Origin of the sequence: Thermus thermamylovorans, assembly GCF_004307015.1 — a bacterium.
Taxonomy (GTDB): domain Bacteria; phylum Deinococcota; class Deinococci; order Deinococcales; family Thermaceae; genus Thermus; species Thermus thermamylovorans.
The window spans coordinates 95873-110750 of sequence record NZ_SIJL01000006.1 but is presented as its reverse complement, the minus strand read 5'-3'; the positions used below and the strand labels follow the sequence as shown (position 1 = coordinate 110750).

Below are 14878 nucleotides of genomic sequence, written 5' to 3'. Positions count from 1 at the left end.
CTACGGCGGGGACCCAAGGGCGCCGGGGACGGGCTCCTTCGCCCCACGAGGCCACGCCCGCGCACGGACATTTGGCCGCCGGGCCCCTTTCTTGCGCCGGCGTCTAGCCCTCCAGCAGGTGCCGCAGGAAGACCCAGGCCAGGCCGAAGTAGACCATCACCCCCAGGAGGTCCATCACCGAGGTGATCACCGGGGCGCTCAGGGTGGCGGGGTCCCTCCCCAGCCGCTTGGCCAGGAAGGGGAGGGAAAGCCCCAGAAGGCTGCCCAAGACGGTGACGCTGAGCATGGCCAGCCCCACCACCAGCAGGACCTCCCCGAAGACGTCCTTGACGAAGAGGGAAAGGACCACCTTCAGGAGGGCCACGGCCACCCCCAGGGCCAGGGCCACGGGGATGTCCCGGCGGAGGAGCAGGAGGAAGTCCCTGAGCCTGGGCCGGACCTGGCCCAGGGCCAGGGCGCGGATGGCCAGGGTGGCCGCCTGGCTTCCCGTGTTCCCCCCCATGTCGATGATGGGGGCGATGAAGGCCGCCAGGATGATGGCCGCCTCCAGGATCTCTTCCTGGGCGGCCACGAAGGTGGAGGCGAACATGCCGAAGACCACCAGGAGGGCCAGCCACACGAACCGCCCCAGGAAGATCCGGCCCAGGGGGTCGTGGACCAGGTCGATGTCCTCCCCCTTAGGGGGCAGGCCCACCGTCCCCCCGTAGCGCACCACCCGCCGGGCCTCCTGCTCCTGCAGGAGGGCGAAGACCCGGCCCGCGTGGATCACCCCGAGGAGCCTCCCCTCCCGGTCCACCACGGGGAGGAGGTTCAGGCCCCGGTCCAGGAAGAGCCGGGCGGCCTCCTCCTCCCCCGCGTAGGCGGAGACGAAGACCTCCCCTCCCTCGGCCAACTCCCCCAGGGGCCTCCCCGGGGGGGCCTTGACCAGGCGGGAGAGGGGCACGTACCCCCGGTAGGCCCGGCCGGGGCCCAGGACGAAGACCACCTCCAGATCCTCGGGGTCCAGCTCCGAGGCCCGCACCCGCTCCAGGGCCTCCTCCGCCCGGGTCTCCTCGGGCAGGGCCAGGTAGGCGGGGTCCATAAGCCTCCCGGCGCTCCCCTCGGGAAAGCCCAGCACGTAGCTCACCCGCTCCCGGGCCTCCTGGGGAAGCTCCTGCAGGATCCGCTTCACCACCTTGGCCGGGAGCTCCCCGAGGAGCCAGGCCTGCTCCTCCGGGTCCATCTCCGCCAGGAGGTTGAGGATCTCCGGGTCGTCCAGGGCCCGCACCAGCTCCGTCTGCTCGTAGCGGTCCAGGGCCTCAAAGACCCTAAGGGCCTTCTCCTTGTCCAGAAGGCGGAAGGCCACGGCCCTTTCCTTGGGCTCCAGGTCCTGGAGCAGGGCCACGACCTCCTCCACCCCCATGGAAGCCAGGGCGATCTTCACCCGGTTCAGTTCCTTCCGCTCCAAGGTCTCCTTCAGGTTCACGGCGCACCTCTCCCTGCTTGCCCTCCCCGTGGGGGAGGTTTGGCTGGAAGCTCCTTAAGCCCTTGGCGGACCCCATCGCCCGCCGCCTCGAGAACCCCAGGGGGGCCGGGAAAGGGCTCGTTTTTGGGGAAGGCTAAGGGGCTGCCCCGGCCCCCAAGGCGAGGAGGATGGATCTACTCGGTCCTTCCACGAAACCTTTCACCTCCCTTGGAGGGCCAGCGGCCCAAAGGGCAGGCTAGCCCAAGGGGGCGGGGGCTGTCAACCCGCCCCTCCGTTCAGCACCCGCCAGCGCACCGCGCTCACCCCCCGCTCGATGCTGAGGCGGCCCGCCACCTCTTCCAGGAGGCGCTCCTGGCGCCCTCCCCCCACGAGCTCCGCCCGCAGGAGGAGGCGGCCGGGCTCGAGGTCGCTGGTCTCCAGAAGCCGGAGGTGGAGGGGGCTGTTCATCAGGGCCTGGACCAGGAGGACGCGCACGTGGGCCTCGTTCTCCGGGCGGCAGACCGCCTCCAGACCGTAGACCACCTCCAGCTCGGAGTCCCCCTTCCCCCCTCCCGGCCCCTCCAGGAGGCGGGCCAGGCGGCGCACCACCAGGTTGACGAAGAGGATGGCCAGGGCCCCGAGCCCCGCCTCCCCTAGGGGCACGGGGGCCCCGCCGCAGGGTAGCCCGGGGAGGCGGGGGGCGTCAACCTTGACCGGGAAGGGGCAACCCTCTAGACTTAGGGGCAACATGGGCCCTCGAGGGCGCCATAACGCCTGAACGGGGGGCAGGGCTCCCGGCCCCCCCGGCTCCTTGTGGCCGGGGGGGCTCGGGCGTAGAAGGGGGGAGGGATGCGCGTTCTGGTCAGGGACCTGAAGGGGCACGTGGGCGAGGAGGTGGAGCTCCTGGGCTTCCTCCACTGGCGGCGGGACCTGGGCAAGGTGCAGTTTCTGCTCCTCCGGGACCGGAGCGGCGTGGTCCAGGTGGTGACGGGAGGGCAGAGGCTACCCCTCCCCGAGTCCAGCCTCAGGGTGCGGGGAACCGTGGTGGCCAACGCCAAGGCCCCGGGGGGCCTCGAGGTCCAGGCCCGGGAGCTTGAGGTCCTCTCCCCCGCCCTGGAGCCCACCCCGGTGGAGATCCCCAAGGAGGAGTGGCGGGCCAGCCCCGACACCCTCCTGGAGTACCGCCACGTCACCCTAAGGGGGGAGAAGGCCCGCGCCCCCCTCAAGGTCCAGGCCGCCCTGGTGCGGGGCTTCCGCCGCTACCTGGACCGGCAGGACTTCACGGAGATCTTCACCCCCAAGGTGGTGCGGGCGGGGGCGGAAGGGGGCTCGGGCCTCTTCGGGGTGGACTATTTTGAAAAGCGGGCCTACCTGGCCCAGTCCCCCCAGCTTTACAAGCAGATCCTGGTGGGGGTCTTCGAGCGGGTGTACGAGGTGGCCCCCGTCTGGCGCATGGAGGAGCACAACACCAGCCGCCACCTGAACGAGTACCTCTCCCTGGACGTGGAGATGGGCTTTATCCAAGGGGAGGAAGACCTCATGCGGCTGGAGGAAGGGCTCCTGCAGGAGATGATGGAGGAGGCCCTGACGGGCGCCGGCAACGAGATCCGGCTCCTGGGGGCGGAGTGGCCCTCCTTCCCCAAGGAAATCCCCCGCCTCACCCACGCCGAGGCCCGGAAAATCCTGAAGGAGGAACTGGGCTACCCCGTGGGCCAGGACCTTTCCGAGGAGGCGGAGCGCCTCTTGGGCCAGTACGCCCAGGAGCGCTGGGGCACGGACTGGCTCTTCGTCACCCGCTACCCCCGCCCCCTCCGGCCCTTTTACACCTACCCGGAGGCGGACGGCACCACGAGGAGCTTCGACCTCCTCTTCCGCGGCCTGGAGATCACCTCCGGGGGCCAGAGGATCCACCGCCACCCGGACCTGGTGGAAAGCCTGAAGGCCAAGGGCATGGACCTCGAGGGCTTCCAAGGGTACCTGGAGGTCTTCAAGTACGGCATGCCCCCCCACGGGGGCTTCGCCATCGGGGCGGAAAGGCTCACCCAGAAGCTTTTGGGCCTGCCCAACGTGCGCTACGCCCGGGCCTTCCCCCGCGACCGGCACCGCCTCACGCCCTAGGCCCCACTGGGGCGTACGCCCCAGCGGCCAAGGAGCCGCCCCAAAGCCTGCCCCACCCTTGGGGCCCCCATCGCGGCTTGGGCCGCGATGGGGCACTTAGAACCGGTCGAAGAGGATGGCCCGCTTCACCTCCTCGATGAGCTGGGTCACGGGGATCTCCCGGGGGCAGGCCTCCGTGCAGTTGTAGGCGGTGCGGCAGCGCCAGACCCCGCTTCCCGAGCCCAGGGCCCTGAAGCGCTCCCTTTTGCCCCGGTCGCGGGAATCGAAGAGGAAGCGGTGGGCCTGGACGATGGCCGCCGGGCCCAGGTAGGCCCCGTTCACCCAGAAGACCGGGCAGCTGGTGGTGCAGCTGGCGCAGAGGATGCACTTGGTGCCCTGGTCAAACCGCTCCCGTTCCTCGGGGCTTTGCAGGCGCTCCCGGGCCGGGGGAGGGTCGTCGTTGATGAGGTAGGGCTTCACCGCCCGGTAGGCGGCGAAGAAGGGCTCCATGTCCACGATGAGGTCCTTTTCCACGGGCAGCCCCCGGATGGGCTCCACGGCGATCTGGCTCCCCAGGTCCTTCACCAGGGTCTTGCAGGCCAGGCGGTTTTTCCCGTTGATGAGCATGGCGTCGGAGCCGCAGATGCCGTGGCCGCAGCTGCGGCGGAAGGCCAGGGTGCCGTCCTGGCCCTCCTTCACCTTGTGCAGGAGGTCCAGGACCCGGTCGGTGGGCTCGGCCTCCACCTGGAAGGTCTGCCACTCGGGCCGCTTGTGCCGGGCGGGGTCGAAGCGGAGCACCTTGAGGGTCACCTGCATGGGGCCACCTCAGTAGACGCGGGCCTGGGGCTGGAAGCGGCCCAGGACCACGGGCTTGTAGCGGAAGGCCACCTTGCCGTCTTCCACCTTGTAGGCCAGGGTGTGCTTGAGCCAGTTGGCGTCGTCCCGCTCGGGGTAGTCCTCCCGGGCGTGGGCCCCCCGGGACTCGGTGCGGTTCAGGGCGGAGTGCACCAGGGCCTCGGAGACCTCCAGGAGATAGCCGAGCTCCAGGGCCTCGACGAGCTCGGTGTTGTAGGCCTCCCCCTTGTCCTGGAGGGCCACGTTCCGGTAGCGGTCCATGAGCTCCTTGAGGACCTCCACCTGCTTGGCCAATAGCTCCCCGGTGCGGAAGACCGAGGCGTGGTCCATCATGCTCTGCTGGAGCTCAGCCCGCAGGACGGCGACCTTCTCTTTGCCGGTGGAGTTCTTGAGGCGCTCGATGCGCTCGCGGCTTTCCCCCAGGTGGTCGGGCTTAAGCTCGTGGAAGTCCGCGTCCTTGGCGAAGCGGGCGGCGTGGATCCCCGCGCGGCGGCCGAAGACCACCAAATCCCCCAGGGAGTTGGTGCCCAGGCGGTTGGCCCCGTGCAGGCTCACGCAGGCCGCCTCCCCGGCGGCGTAGAGCCCGGGGACCACGGTGTTCTTCTCGTCCCGGATCACCTCCCCCCAAAGGGTGGTGGGGATGCCCCCCATGGCGTAGTGGGCGGTGGGCATCACCGGCACGGGCTCCTTCAGGGGGTCCACCCCCAGGTAGATGCGGCTGAACTCGGTGATGTCGGGGAGCTTCTTCTCGATCACCTCGGGGGGCAGGTGGGTGAGGTCCAGGAGGACGTGGTCCTTCCGGGGACCCACCCCCCGGCCCTCCCGCACCTCCAGGTACATGGCCCGGGCCACCAGGTCCCGGGGGGCCAGGTCCTTGATGGTGGGGGCGTAGCGCTCCATGAAGCGCTCCCCCAGGGCGTTCCGCAGGATCCCCCCTTCCCCCCGGGCCCCCTCGGTGAGGAGGATCCCCAAGGGGAAGAGGCCCGTGGGGTGGAACTGGTAGAACTCCATGTCCTCCAGGGGGAGCCCCTTGCGGTAGAGGATGGCCTGCAGGTCCCCGGTGAGGGTGTAGGCGTTGGAGGTCACCTTGTAGATGCGGCCGAAGCCCCCGGAGGCGACGACGATGGCCTTGGCCTGGAAGAGGTGGAGCTCCCCGGTGGCGAGCTCGTAGGCCACCAGCCCCTTGGCCACCCCGTCCTCCAGGATGACGTCGGTGACGTGGAACTCGTTGTAGAAGGTGATCCCCGCCTTCACGCACTGCTGGTAGAGGGTCTGGAGGATCATGTGCCCGGTGCGGTCGGCGGCGTGGGCCGCCCGGTGCACCGGGGCCTTGCCCCAGTCCTTGGTGTGGCCCCCAAAGCGGCGCTGGGCGATCCTCCCGTTGGGAAGGCGGTCGAAGGGGAGGCCCATGTGCTCCAGTTCCAAGACGGCCTCGATCACCTCCTTGGCGAAGACCTCGGCAGCGTCCTGGTCGGTGAGGTAGTCCCCCCCCTTCACCGTGTCGAACATGTGCCACTCCCAGTGGTCCTCCTCCACGTTGCCCAGGGCAGCCCCGATGCCCCCTTGGGCCGCGCCGGTGTGGCTGCGGGTGGGGTAGAGCTTGGTCACCACCGCCACGTCCGCGCCCTCCTTGGCCGCATAAAGGGCGGTGGCGAGGCCCGCCCCGCCCGCGCCCACCACGATCACCCCGTGCCGGATCACCATGCTAGTTCACCCCGAAGTCGTGGTTGAAGAGGGAGAGGCTGCCCAGGAAGAAGATGAAGGCCAGGAGGGAGTAGGCCACCACCTTGGTCCAGAAGCGCTTCACCGGGTCCCGCACCCAGTCGTCCAGCACGTAGCGGAGGCCGTTGCCGCCGTGCAGGAGGGCCAGGGCCAGGATGAGCCAGTCGTACACCTTCCAGGTGGTCTGGGAGAGTCTCTGGGCCACGTAGTCGTAGTCGATCTTGTTGAGGTCCATGATGACGGCGTTCATCCACATGTGGCCGATGAGCAGGAAGACCAGGACCACCCCGGAGATGCGCATGAAGACCCACCAGTAGAGCTCCAGGCTGCTGCCGGCCTCGAGCCTCGCCTCCTCATAGCGCTTGGACTTAATCGCCATGGCCGCCTCCTAGGATGCTGCCCCCGATCCGGATCAGGAAGGGCAGGTAGAAGACCACAAAGAGGGCCCAGACCCCGTACCAGAGCTGGCGCTGGTAGCGCACGCCCCAGCGGGTGAAGTCCATAAGGATGATCCGGAGGCCGTTGAACCCGTGGTAGAGCACCCCGGCGATGAGGGCGAGAAGCCCTATCTGGAACACGGGCTGGTGGTAGAACTTCATGAGGGCGTTGGACACCTCGGGCCCCCACATGGCGCTGGCGATGTTGGCCACGTGGAGGACCAGGAAGACCAGGATGCCCAGGCCCGAGATCCGGTGGAGGTAGAACGCCCACTGCCCTTCTCTTCCCCGGTACATGGCACCTCCTTGCCGGGACCCATCATAGCATCACCTATACTAGAGGACTTTGTCCTGGAAGGCCCATTCCCTTTCAATATACCCCACCGTAGTATATGAAGTTCGTCCTACACAGCTTTTACTCCCCAGTCCCCTTCCCCTCTTCCAGGGGTGGGGTCCGGGGATTTATCCCCCGGGGGCACAGGAGATTTCCCGCCAGGAAACGAGGTATTGACAGGGGGGGGAGGGGGGGGCATAATGGGGGGCGTGCCGTGGGGGGATACCCCGGGGGGCACGGGAAGGAGGTGGTCGCGATGGAACTCTTTGGCTTCGGCCCACACCTGATGGTAGACGGCTACGATGCCGATCCCGCCAGGCTCCGGGACGCCGAGCTGGTACGGCGGGTCCTGGACGAGCTCCCCGAGGAGATGGCCATGACCAAGGTGCTCCCTCCCTTCGTGTACCGGTACGGGCCCGAGGGAGAGGACGGGGTGACCGGGGTGGTGATCATCGCCGAAAGCCACATCGCCATCCACACCTTTCCCAAGAAGCGCTTTCTTTCCATCGACATCTTTTCCTGCAAGGCCTTTGACATGGCCCACGTCCTGCGCAAGCTCACCGAGGTCTTCCAGATCGGGCGCTACGAAACCTACATGATCCACCGGGGCAAAGAATTCCCCAAGGATCCGGAACTGGCCCGGCAGATCGTCCTGGGGGAGCGGGAGTACCTGCAGGCCCGGGTGGGCTGAGGCCCGGGGCGCAGACCGCGACGCAGGGTTTGCCCTGGCCTGGGGTTTTCATGGGGGGCTCATACTTCTCGCCTAACCTTGGGTATCGGAGGCGTTCTATGGCGAGAAAGCTGCTCCCGCTTCTGCTTCTGGTGTTGAGTACGGCCTTGGCCCAGGGCTACCGAGGCCTTTCCCTAGGCACTCCCTATCCCGAGATCGGGGTGCAGCCCGGGGAGAGCGTGAACCTCACCCTTACCCTCAAGAACCACGGCCTGCCCCCTGGGGTGGTGCGCCTCAGCGTGACCGAGGTGCCCCAGGGCTGGCAGGCCAGCCTCATCGGCGGCGGGCGCCTGGTGCGGGCGGTCTATCTGGCCCCGGAGGGGGAGTCGAGCCTGACCCTCAGGATCCAACCCCCCCGGGAGGTGGCCCCGGGCACTTACCGCTTCCAGGTACGGGCAGAGGGCCTGGGCCAGACGGCCAGCCTACCCATCGCCCTGGTGGTGGGAGAAGGCCTGCCGCAGCGGCTCAGCCTCGAGGCCGAGCTCCCCATCCTCCGGGGGCCGCCCACCAGCGCCTTCCGCTACCGGGTGACCTTGCGCAACGAGTCCGACCGCGACCTCCTGACCTCCTTGGAGTACGAGGCCCCCCAGGGCTTCCAGGTGACCTTCACCCCCGCCTTCACCGGGCAGCAGGTGACGAGCCTCCCCATCCGCGCCGGGGAGAGCCGGGACCTGGACGTGGAGGTTTCCCTGCCCCGGGACACCCCGGCCGACACCTACGGCTTCACCGTGCGGGCGGTGGCCGGGGACACCCGGGCAGACCTGAGGCTCACCCTGGAGGTGACGGGCAGGCCCGAGGTGCGGGTCACCACCAAGGAGGGCCGGCTCTCGGGAAGGGTGACCGCCGGACGGGAAAACGCCATCGCCTTGGTGCTCCGCAACGAGGGCAGCGCCCCGGCCAGAAACCTCACCTTCAGCGCCTTTGAGCCCTCGGGCTGGGAGGTGCGGTTCGAGCCGGAAGAGCTGGAGGCCCTGGAGCCCGGCCAGGAGCAGGAGGTCACCGCCCGGGTGAAGCCCTCCCCAAGGGCCGTGGCCGGGGACTACATGCTGACCTTCTCCACCCGGGGCGACGATGGGGTGAGCCAGACCATGGACTACCGGGCCACGGTGGTCACCTCCACCCTCTGGGGCCTGGTGGGGGTGGCCCTGGTGGCGGTGGCCCTCCTGGTGCTGGCCTTCGCGGTGAGCCGCTTTGGGCGGAGGTAGGATGACGGTCATCCAAACCCGGGGGCTCAGCAAGCGCTACGGCCGGGTGGTGGCCGTGGAGGACCTGAACCTGGAGGTCTGGGAAGGGGAGGTCTTCGGCGTTCTGGGCCCCAACGGCTCGGGCAAGACCACCACCATCCTCATGCTTCTGGGCCTCACCGAGCCCACCCAGGGGGAGGCCCGGGTCCTGGGCCTGGACCCCATGCGGGAGCCCCTGAAGGTGAAGGCGCGGGTGGGCTACCTCCCCGACCAGGTGGGCTTTTACGGGGAACTCACCGCCTGGGAGAACCTGCGCTACACCACGAGGCTTCTGGGCCTGCCCGAAGGGGAGGCCAAGGCCCGCATCGAGGAGGTCCTCAGGCGCATGGGGCTTTGGGAGGTGCGGGAGCGGCGGGTTTCCGCCTTCAGCCGAGGGATGCGCCAGCGGTTGGGCCTGGCCGAGGTCCTCCTCAAGAGGCCCAAGGTGGTCATCCTGGACGAGCCCACCAGCGGCCTGGACCCCGAGGCCGCCCGGGAGTTTTTAGAGCTCATCAAGGAACTCAAGGCCGAGGGGATCACCGTCCTCCTCTCCAGCCACCTCCTGCACCAGGTGCAGGAGATCTGCGACCGGGTGGGACTTTTCCACAAGGGCCGCCTGGCCCTTCTGGGCACGGTGGAGGAGCTGGCCCAGCGGGTGCTGGGGGGCGGGTACGAGATCCTGGTGGAGGCGGGGCCGGGCCTGGAGGAGGCCTTCCTGGGGCTGGAGGGGGTGGCCCGGGTGGAGGCGGAGGACGGCCGTTACCGCGTGCTGGCCACGGGGGACCTGCGCCCCGAGCTGGCCCGGGTGGCGGTGGAGCGGGGCCCGCTTCTGGGGCTCACCCTCCGCCGCCCCAGCCTGGACGAGGTCTACGCCCACTACTTCAAGGAGGTAGTCCATGCGGCGTGAGGGCTCCCCCTGGACGGGGCTTTGGGCTGTCTTCTTCAAGGAGATGGCCGACCACCTCTCGGGGCTCAGGATGCGGATCCTGGAGGTCCTGATCCTCCTTTCCGCGGTGGCGGCGGTGTACACGGGGAGCCAGGCCCTGCGGCAGACGGTGGGGGAGGACCCCTTCCTCTACCTCAAGCTCCTCACCACCGCCCAAGACCCCTTGCCCTCCTTCGTGGGCTTCCTCTCCTTCTTCGTCCCCCTGGCGGCCATCGCCTTGGCCTTCGACGCGGTGAACGGGGAGTACACCCGGGGCACCCTCTCCCGCATCCTCTCCCAGCCCATCTACCGGGACGCCCTCCTCTTCGGCAAGTTCCTGGCGGGCCTGGGCACCCTGGCGGTCCTCCTCCTGGCCCTCTTCCTCCTGGTGGTGGGCCTGGGGCTTTTCACCCTGGGGGTGCCCCCTGGGGGGGAGGAGGTGGCCCGGGCCTTCTTCTTCCTCCTCGCCACCCTGGCCTACGCCGGGGTGTGGCTGGCCTTGGGCCTCCTCTTCTCCGTCCTCTTCCGCCAGCCCGCCACCGCCGCCTTGGCCGCCATCGGGGTGTGGCTCTTCTTTGCCGTCTTCTTCCCCATCCTCACCGACCTGGCCGCGGTGGCCCTCCTGCTCCAGGCCGACCCCTTTGACCCGGAAAGCCAGCTCAGACAGGCCAACCTGGCCCTCTGGATCTCCCGCCTCTCCCCCAACACCCTCTACGCGGAGGCCCTCACCGCCCTCCTCAACCCCGAGGTCCGGGCCCTGGGGCCCGTCCTCATCGTCCAGCTGGAGCGGGCCATCCTGGGGAGCCCCCTGCCCCTGGGCCAGAGCCTCCTCCTGGTCTGGCCCCAGCTCACGGGGCTCTTCGCCGCGGTGATCCTCCTCTTCACCCTGGCCTACGTGGCCTTCCAGCGTCAGGAGGTGCGGGCCTAGGTGCCGGCGCGGGGAAGTGGCCACAACCGGCAGGGGCCAAGGGCATAACCGCAGCCCCTCTGGCCACCAAACCCGCCTCCCCCGCAAGGGGGAGGCTCCATTCCCGGGCCGACCCTGTGCCGCACCCCTTCGCCGTCGGCCCAAAGAACCGCCTTGCGGGTGGGAGCCCTGGCGGCACTGCCCCGGTGAAAGGGTGGGCAAGGCTTCCCCTCGGGACGAGGAGGGGAAGGGTTCGGCGAAAGGGTATTACTCCTCCAGCCACTCCGTGGCGTAGGCGGCGGTCTTGGGGATGACGCAGAGGAACTCCACGGGCTCCTCGGCCTCGTTGGCGTAGGCGTGGGGGGTGCCCGGGGGGATGTAGACCGCCTGCCCGGCGGCCACCTCCCTGACCTCGCCGCCCAGGTGGACCCGCATGCGCCCGGAGAGGACGAACTGCTCGTGCTCGATGGTGGGGTGGCGGTGCATGGGGATGCGGCCTCCGGGGAGGATGGTGAACTTGCGGGTGATGAAGTGGGGGGCCCCGTCTTCAGGGCCGATGAGCACCTGGATGAAGGCCCTTTCCCCCCGCTCCACGGGGCGGGCCTCCACGCTGGCCGCCTGCTTGACCACGGGCCTCATGCCGCCCATTGTAGCAAAAGGGCCTCCACCTCCTCGTCGGTAACCTCGCCAAAGTCCAGGTAATAGGCCCCCACCGCGGCGAAGTCGTGAGGGGTGGAAAGAGCCACCACCTCGGCCTTCTCCCTAAGCCGCTCCACAGCCTCAGGGCTGGCTACGGGAACGGCCGCCACCACCCGGCGGGGCCTTTCTGCCAGCACCACGCTCAAAGCCGCCTCCATGGTGGATCCGGTGGCGATGCCGTCGTCCACCAGGACCACGTCCCGTCCCTGGAGGGGTAGCTTGGCCCGGGCCCTGCGGTAGCGCTCCGCCCGCTTGCGGATCACGTCCTTCTGCCGGGCCGCCTCCCGCTCCAGGTAGCTCTGATCGGCATACTGGAGGGCGTAAGGCTTAAGGACCAGCTCCCCCTTCTCCCCCACAGCCCCCAGGGCGAACTCCGGGTTGCCCGGAGCCCCCACCTTGCGCACCAGGACCACGTCCAGCTCCCCGGAAAGGCGCCTGGCCACCTCGTCGGCCACCACCACCCCCCCTCGCGGCACGCCCAGGACCACGGGGGCCTCGAGGCCCAAGGGCTTCAGGGCCTCGGCCAGAAGGGCTCCGGCATGCCTGCGGTCGCGAAAACGCATAGGAAACCTCCGTTCCCATGGTACACCGCGCGCCCGCGTTGAACGCGGTATAAGGCGTCTGGTATGGTGGGAGGTGAAGGAAAGGAGGGAAGAATGGCGAAGATCGAGGCGAAACCCTGGCTGGCCCATTACGACCCTGGCGTACCGGCGGAGATCGAGGTCCCCCACAAGCCCCTGTGGCGCTTTCTGGAGGAGAGCGCCGAGCGCTTCCCCGGCAACGTGGCCCTGGAGTTTCTGGGCAAGACCCTCACCTACGCCGAGCTATGGGACAAGTCCCGACGCTTCGCCGGTGGGCTCAAGGCCCTGGGGGTGCGGCCCGGGGACCGGGTGGCCATCATGCTGCCCAACTCCCCCCAGTTTGTCATCGCCTTCTACGGGGCCCTTCTGGCCGGAGGGGTGGGGGTGAACGTGAACCCCCTCTACACCCCTCGGGAGCTAAGGCACCAGCTGGTAGACTCGGGCTCGGAAACCCTCATCATCCTGGACCACCTCCTGCCCCGCTTCCTGGAGGTGGAGCGGGAGACCCCGGTGAAGCGCACCGTGGTCACGGGCATCAAGGACTTCCTCCCCTTTCCCAAAAACCTTCTTTACCCCCTAAAGGCCAGGAAGGACAAGCTCCCCCTGGGCTTCCCCAAGAAGGAGGGCTTCCACGCCTTCGCCGATCTGCTCAAGGGGGAACCCGCTACCCCCCATCCCGCGGACCCCGAGGACCTGGCCCTCCTCCAGTACACCGGGGGGACCACGGGGATCTCCAAGGGGGCCATGCTCACCCACCGGAACCTGGTGGCCAACGTCTTACAGATCGACGCCTGGGACGCCTCCGCCCGGGAGCTTCTGGGCAAGGGGGTGATGCTGGGAGCCCTGCCCTTCTTCCACGTCTACGGCATGACCGTGGCCATGAACTACGGCCTCTTCTCGGGCTACAAGATCGTCCTCCTGCCCAGGCCGGAGATCCGGGCCATCGTGGAGGCCATCGAGCGGCACGGGGTCACCCACTTCCCGGGGGTGCCCACCCTGTACGTGGCCTTCAACAACTTCCCGGGGGTGGAGGGCAAGAACGTGAAGAGCGTGCGCATCTGCCTCTCGGGGGCCGCCCCCCTACCGGTGGAGGTGGCCAAGCGCTTTGAGGAGATCACCGGGGCCCGGCTCATCGAGGGCTACGGCCTCAGCGAGGCCAGCCCCGTCACCCACTCCAACCCCGTCCTAGGGGAGGTGAAGAAAGGCTCCATCGGCATGCCCCTGCCCAGCATCGAGGCCAAGGTGGTGGACGAGGAGGGCAAGGAGGTGCCCCTGGGGGAGGTGGGGGAGCTGGCGGTGAGGGGCCCCAACGTGATGAAGGGCTACTGGAACCGCCCCGAGGAGACCGCCAAAGCCCTCAAGGACGGCTGGCTCCTCACCGGGGACTTGGCCCGGATGGACGAGGACGGGTACTTCTACATCGTGGACCGCAAGAAGGACATGATCATCGCCGGAGGGTACAACATCTACCCCCGGGAGGTGGAGGAGGTCCTCTACGCCCACCCCGCCGTCCAGGAGGCCGCGGTGGTGGGCGTCCCCGACCCCTACCGGGGGGAGACCGTGGCCGCCTTCGTCGTCCTCAAGGAGGAGCACCGGGGCAAGGTGGGGAAGGAGGACCTGGTGGCCTTCTGCCGGGAAAACCTCGCCGCCTATAAGGTGCCCCGCATCCTGGAGTTCCGGGAAAGCCTCCCCAAGACCAGCGTGGGCAAGATCCTCAGGCGGGAGCTCCGCGACGAGTTCACCAGGGGCAAGGGCTAGAGGGGCCTTTTGCGGTCCCCGCCGTGGCCTAGACCACGGCGGGGCGCTTAGCCCCGGGCCCGGGCCACCGCCTCCCGGAAGACCGCCACCGCCCGGTCCACCTCGGCCTCGGTGGTGAAGCGGCCCAGGGAGAAGCGCAGGGAGGCCTTGGCCTCCTCCCGGGTGCGGCCGATGGCCAGGAGGACGTGGGAGGGCTCGAGGCTCCCCGCGGAGCAAGCCGAGCCCGAGGAGACCGCTACCCCCAGGAGGTCCAGGGCCAGGAGGAGGGCCTCCCCGTCCGCGCCCTTGACGGTCACGTTCACCAGCTTGGGCAGGCGCCGCTCGGGGTGGCCATTGAGCTCCACCCCCTCCACGGCGAGGAGGCCGGCCTCCAGCCTGCCCCTGAGGGCGAGGAGGCGGGGAGCCTCCTCGGGGAGGAGCCTTAAGGCCTTCTCCAGGGCCACCGCCATCCCGTGGGCCAGGACCGGGCTCTGGGTGCCCCCCCGCCTCCCCCCCTCCCCCTTCCCCGGCACCAGGGGGAAAAGCTCCACCCCCCGGCGCACCAGGAGGGCCCCGATCCCCTTGGGCCCGTAGAACTTGTGGGCGCTCAAGGAGACCAGGTCCGCCCCCACCTCGTCCATGCGGAAGGGGATCTGGCCGATGGCCTGCACCGCATCGGTGTGGAAGAGGGCCCCGTGGGCGCGGGCCACCTGGGCGATCTCCCCCACGGGGTAGAGGGTGCCGAGCTCGTTGTTGGCGGCCATGACGCTCACCAGGAAGGTGTCGGGCCTCAGGGCCTCCGCCACCTGCTCGGGGTAGACCAGGCCGTGGCGGTCGGGCTTCAGCCGCGTCACGGCGAAGCCCAGCCCCTCCAGAAGCCGCAAAGCCCCCAGGAGGGCGGAGTGCTCCACCTCGGTGCTCACCACATGCCCCCGGCCCCGGGCCAGGGCCACGCCCAGGAGGGCCAGGGCGTCGGCCTCGGAACCCGAGGCGGTGAAGACCACCTCCCGGGGGTCCGCCCCGAGGAGGTGGGCCACCCTCTCCCGGGCCTCCTCCAGGACCCGCCTGGCCGCCTGGCCCGCGCGGTGGACGCTGTTGGGATTGCCGAAAACCCCCTCCACCTCCCCCATGGCCTCCCGCACCTCGGGGTCCAGGGGAGTGGTGGCGGCGTGGTCCAGGTAGATCAC

15 protein-coding genes are annotated in these 14878 nt (G+C 69.2%); 6 read left to right on the top strand and 9 right to left on the bottom strand.

Going from position 1 to position 14878, the window contains the following annotated elements; all coding sequences use genetic code 11:
• Positions 1 to 103 precede the first annotated feature (103 nt).
• Both mgtE and ETP66_RS06370 read right to left on the bottom strand, forming a co-directional pair.
• Positions 104 to 1465 (bottom strand): magnesium transporter, encoded by a 1362-nt coding sequence (mgtE, locus tag ETP66_RS06375; RefSeq protein WP_130841671.1) that lies wholly within the window; start codon positions 1463 to 1465, stop codon positions 104 to 106.
• Between the two features lie 258 nt (positions 1466 to 1723).
• A complete protein-coding gene (locus ETP66_RS06370) occupies positions 1724 to 2107 on the bottom strand; it encodes a hypothetical protein (RefSeq protein WP_130841669.1) in 384 nt (127 codons plus the stop codon).
• 186 nt (positions 2108 to 2293) lie between these two features.
• Between ETP66_RS06370 and aspS the strand changes: the two genes are divergently transcribed.
• The gene (aspS, locus tag ETP66_RS06365) at positions 2294 to 3562 is read left to right on the top strand and encodes an aspartate--tRNA(Asn) ligase (RefSeq protein WP_130841667.1); all 1269 of its coding nucleotides are present in this window, start codon (positions 2294 to 2296) and stop codon (positions 3560 to 3562) included.
• Positions 3563 to 3658: 96 nt separating this feature from the next.
• Here aspS and ETP66_RS06360 read toward each other — a convergent pair whose 3' ends face one another.
• Genes ETP66_RS06360 through sdhC form a run of 4 tightly spaced genes read right to left on the bottom strand, consistent with a single transcriptional unit; the run spans position 3659 to position 6852 of the window.
• On the bottom strand, positions 3659 to 4357 hold the full coding sequence (locus ETP66_RS06360) for a succinate dehydrogenase iron-sulfur subunit (protein WP_130841665.1): 699 nt from the start codon (positions 4355 to 4357) through the stop codon (positions 3659 to 3661).
• A 9-nt stretch (positions 4358 to 4366) separates the two neighbouring features.
• Complete coding sequence (gene sdhA / locus ETP66_RS06355) at positions 4367 to 6100, bottom strand: succinate dehydrogenase flavoprotein subunit (RefSeq protein ID WP_130841663.1); 1734 nt, start codon at positions 6098 to 6100, stop codon at positions 4367 to 4369.
• A 1-nt stretch (position 6101) separates the two neighbouring features.
• A complete protein-coding gene (locus ETP66_RS06350) occupies positions 6102 to 6497 on the bottom strand; it encodes a succinate dehydrogenase hydrophobic membrane anchor subunit (protein ID WP_130841661.1) in 396 nt (131 codons plus the stop codon).
• Complete coding sequence (sdhC, locus tag ETP66_RS06345; RefSeq protein ID WP_130841659.1) at positions 6487 to 6852, bottom strand: succinate dehydrogenase, cytochrome b556 subunit; 366 nt, start codon at positions 6850 to 6852, stop codon at positions 6487 to 6489. Before sdhC ends, ETP66_RS06350 begins: the two co-directional genes overlap by 11 nt.
• Before the next feature lie 293 nt (positions 6853 to 7145).
• Between sdhC and speD the strand changes: the two genes are divergently transcribed.
• The 4 genes from speD (at position 7146) to ETP66_RS06325 (ending at position 10695) form a co-directional block, all read left to right on the top strand.
• Complete coding sequence (gene speD / locus ETP66_RS06340) at positions 7146 to 7580, top strand: adenosylmethionine decarboxylase (RefSeq protein ID WP_130841737.1); 435 nt, start codon at positions 7146 to 7148, stop codon at positions 7578 to 7580.
• A gap of 98 nt (positions 7581 to 7678) precedes the next feature.
• Positions 7679 to 8824, top strand: coding sequence for an NEW3 domain-containing protein (locus tag ETP66_RS06335; protein ID WP_130841657.1), 1146 nt, complete (start codon positions 7679 to 7681; stop codon positions 8822 to 8824).
• Between the two features lies 1 nt (position 8825).
• The gene (locus ETP66_RS06330) at positions 8826 to 9749 is read left to right on the top strand and encodes an ABC transporter ATP-binding protein (RefSeq protein ID WP_130841655.1); all 924 of its coding nucleotides are present in this window, start codon (positions 8826 to 8828) and stop codon (positions 9747 to 9749) included.
• Entirely contained in the window at positions 9739 to 10695 is a 957-nt protein-coding gene (locus ETP66_RS06325; RefSeq protein ID WP_130841653.1) for an ABC transporter permease, read from the top strand. The genes ETP66_RS06330 and ETP66_RS06325 overlap by 11 nt, the downstream gene beginning before the upstream one ends.
• A 246-nt stretch (positions 10696 to 10941) precedes the next feature.
• Here the strand turns inward: ETP66_RS06325 and ETP66_RS06320 are convergent, their stop codons facing one another.
• Positions 10942 to 11322: a cupin domain-containing protein gene (locus ETP66_RS06320; RefSeq protein ID WP_130841651.1), complete on the bottom strand. Its 381-nt coding sequence runs from the start codon at positions 11320 to 11322 to the stop codon at positions 10942 to 10944.
• Positions 11310 to 11936, bottom strand: coding sequence for a phosphoribosyltransferase (locus tag ETP66_RS06315; protein ID WP_130841649.1), 627 nt, complete (start codon positions 11934 to 11936; stop codon positions 11310 to 11312). Before ETP66_RS06315 ends, ETP66_RS06320 begins: the two co-directional genes overlap by 13 nt.
• Before the next feature lie 93 nt (positions 11937 to 12029).
• Here ETP66_RS06315 and ETP66_RS06310 point away from each other — a divergent pair, with 93 nt between their 5' ends.
• Entirely contained in the window at positions 12030 to 13712 is a 1683-nt protein-coding gene (locus ETP66_RS06310; RefSeq protein ID WP_130841647.1) for a long-chain-fatty-acid--CoA ligase, read from the top strand.
• A gap of 47 nt (positions 13713 to 13759) precedes the next feature.
• On the opposite strand, the gene ETP66_RS06305 is transcribed toward ETP66_RS06310, so the two are convergent.
• Complete coding sequence (locus tag ETP66_RS06305; protein ID WP_130841646.1) at positions 13760 to 14878, bottom strand: cysteine desulfurase family protein; 1119 nt, start codon at positions 14876 to 14878, stop codon at positions 13760 to 13762.

What these genes read in the sequence shown, in the direction of transcription:
- sdhC (WP_130841659.1), bottom strand. Translation starts at nt 6,852, where the DNA reads ATGTACCGGGGAAGAGAAGGGCAGTGGGCGTTCTACCTCCACCGGATC.
- sdhA (WP_130841663.1), bottom strand. Translation starts at nt 6,100, where the DNA reads ATGGTGATCCGGCACGGGGTGATCGTGGTGGGCGCGGGCGGGGCGGGC.
- ETP66_RS06330 (WP_130841655.1), top strand. Translation starts at nt 8,826, where the DNA reads ATGACGGTCATCCAAACCCGGGGGCTCAGCAAGCGCTACGGCCGGGTG.
- ETP66_RS06335 (WP_130841657.1), top strand. Translation starts at nt 7,679, where the DNA reads ATGGCGAGAAAGCTGCTCCCGCTTCTGCTTCTGGTGTTGAGTACGGCC.
- ETP66_RS06315 (WP_130841649.1), bottom strand. Translation starts at nt 11,936, where the DNA reads ATGCGTTTTCGCGACCGCAGGCATGCCGGAGCCCTTCTGGCCGAGGCC.
- speD (WP_130841737.1), top strand. Translation starts at nt 7,146, where the DNA reads ATGGAACTCTTTGGCTTCGGCCCACACCTGATGGTAGACGGCTACGAT.
- ETP66_RS06320 (WP_130841651.1), bottom strand. Translation starts at nt 11,322, where the DNA reads ATGGGCGGCATGAGGCCCGTGGTCAAGCAGGCGGCCAGCGTGGAGGCC.
- aspS (WP_130841667.1), top strand. Translation starts at nt 2,294, where the DNA reads ATGCGCGTTCTGGTCAGGGACCTGAAGGGGCACGTGGGCGAGGAGGTG.
- ETP66_RS06310 (WP_130841647.1), top strand. Translation starts at nt 12,030, where the DNA reads ATGGCGAAGATCGAGGCGAAACCCTGGCTGGCCCATTACGACCCTGGC.
- ETP66_RS06325 (WP_130841653.1), top strand. Translation starts at nt 9,739, where the DNA reads ATGCGGCGTGAGGGCTCCCCCTGGACGGGGCTTTGGGCTGTCTTCTTC.
- ETP66_RS06350 (WP_130841661.1), bottom strand. Translation starts at nt 6,497, where the DNA reads ATGGCGATTAAGTCCAAGCGCTATGAGGAGGCGAGGCTCGAGGCCGGC.
- ETP66_RS06360 (WP_130841665.1), bottom strand. Translation starts at nt 4,357, where the DNA reads ATGCAGGTGACCCTCAAGGTGCTCCGCTTCGACCCCGCCCGGCACAAG.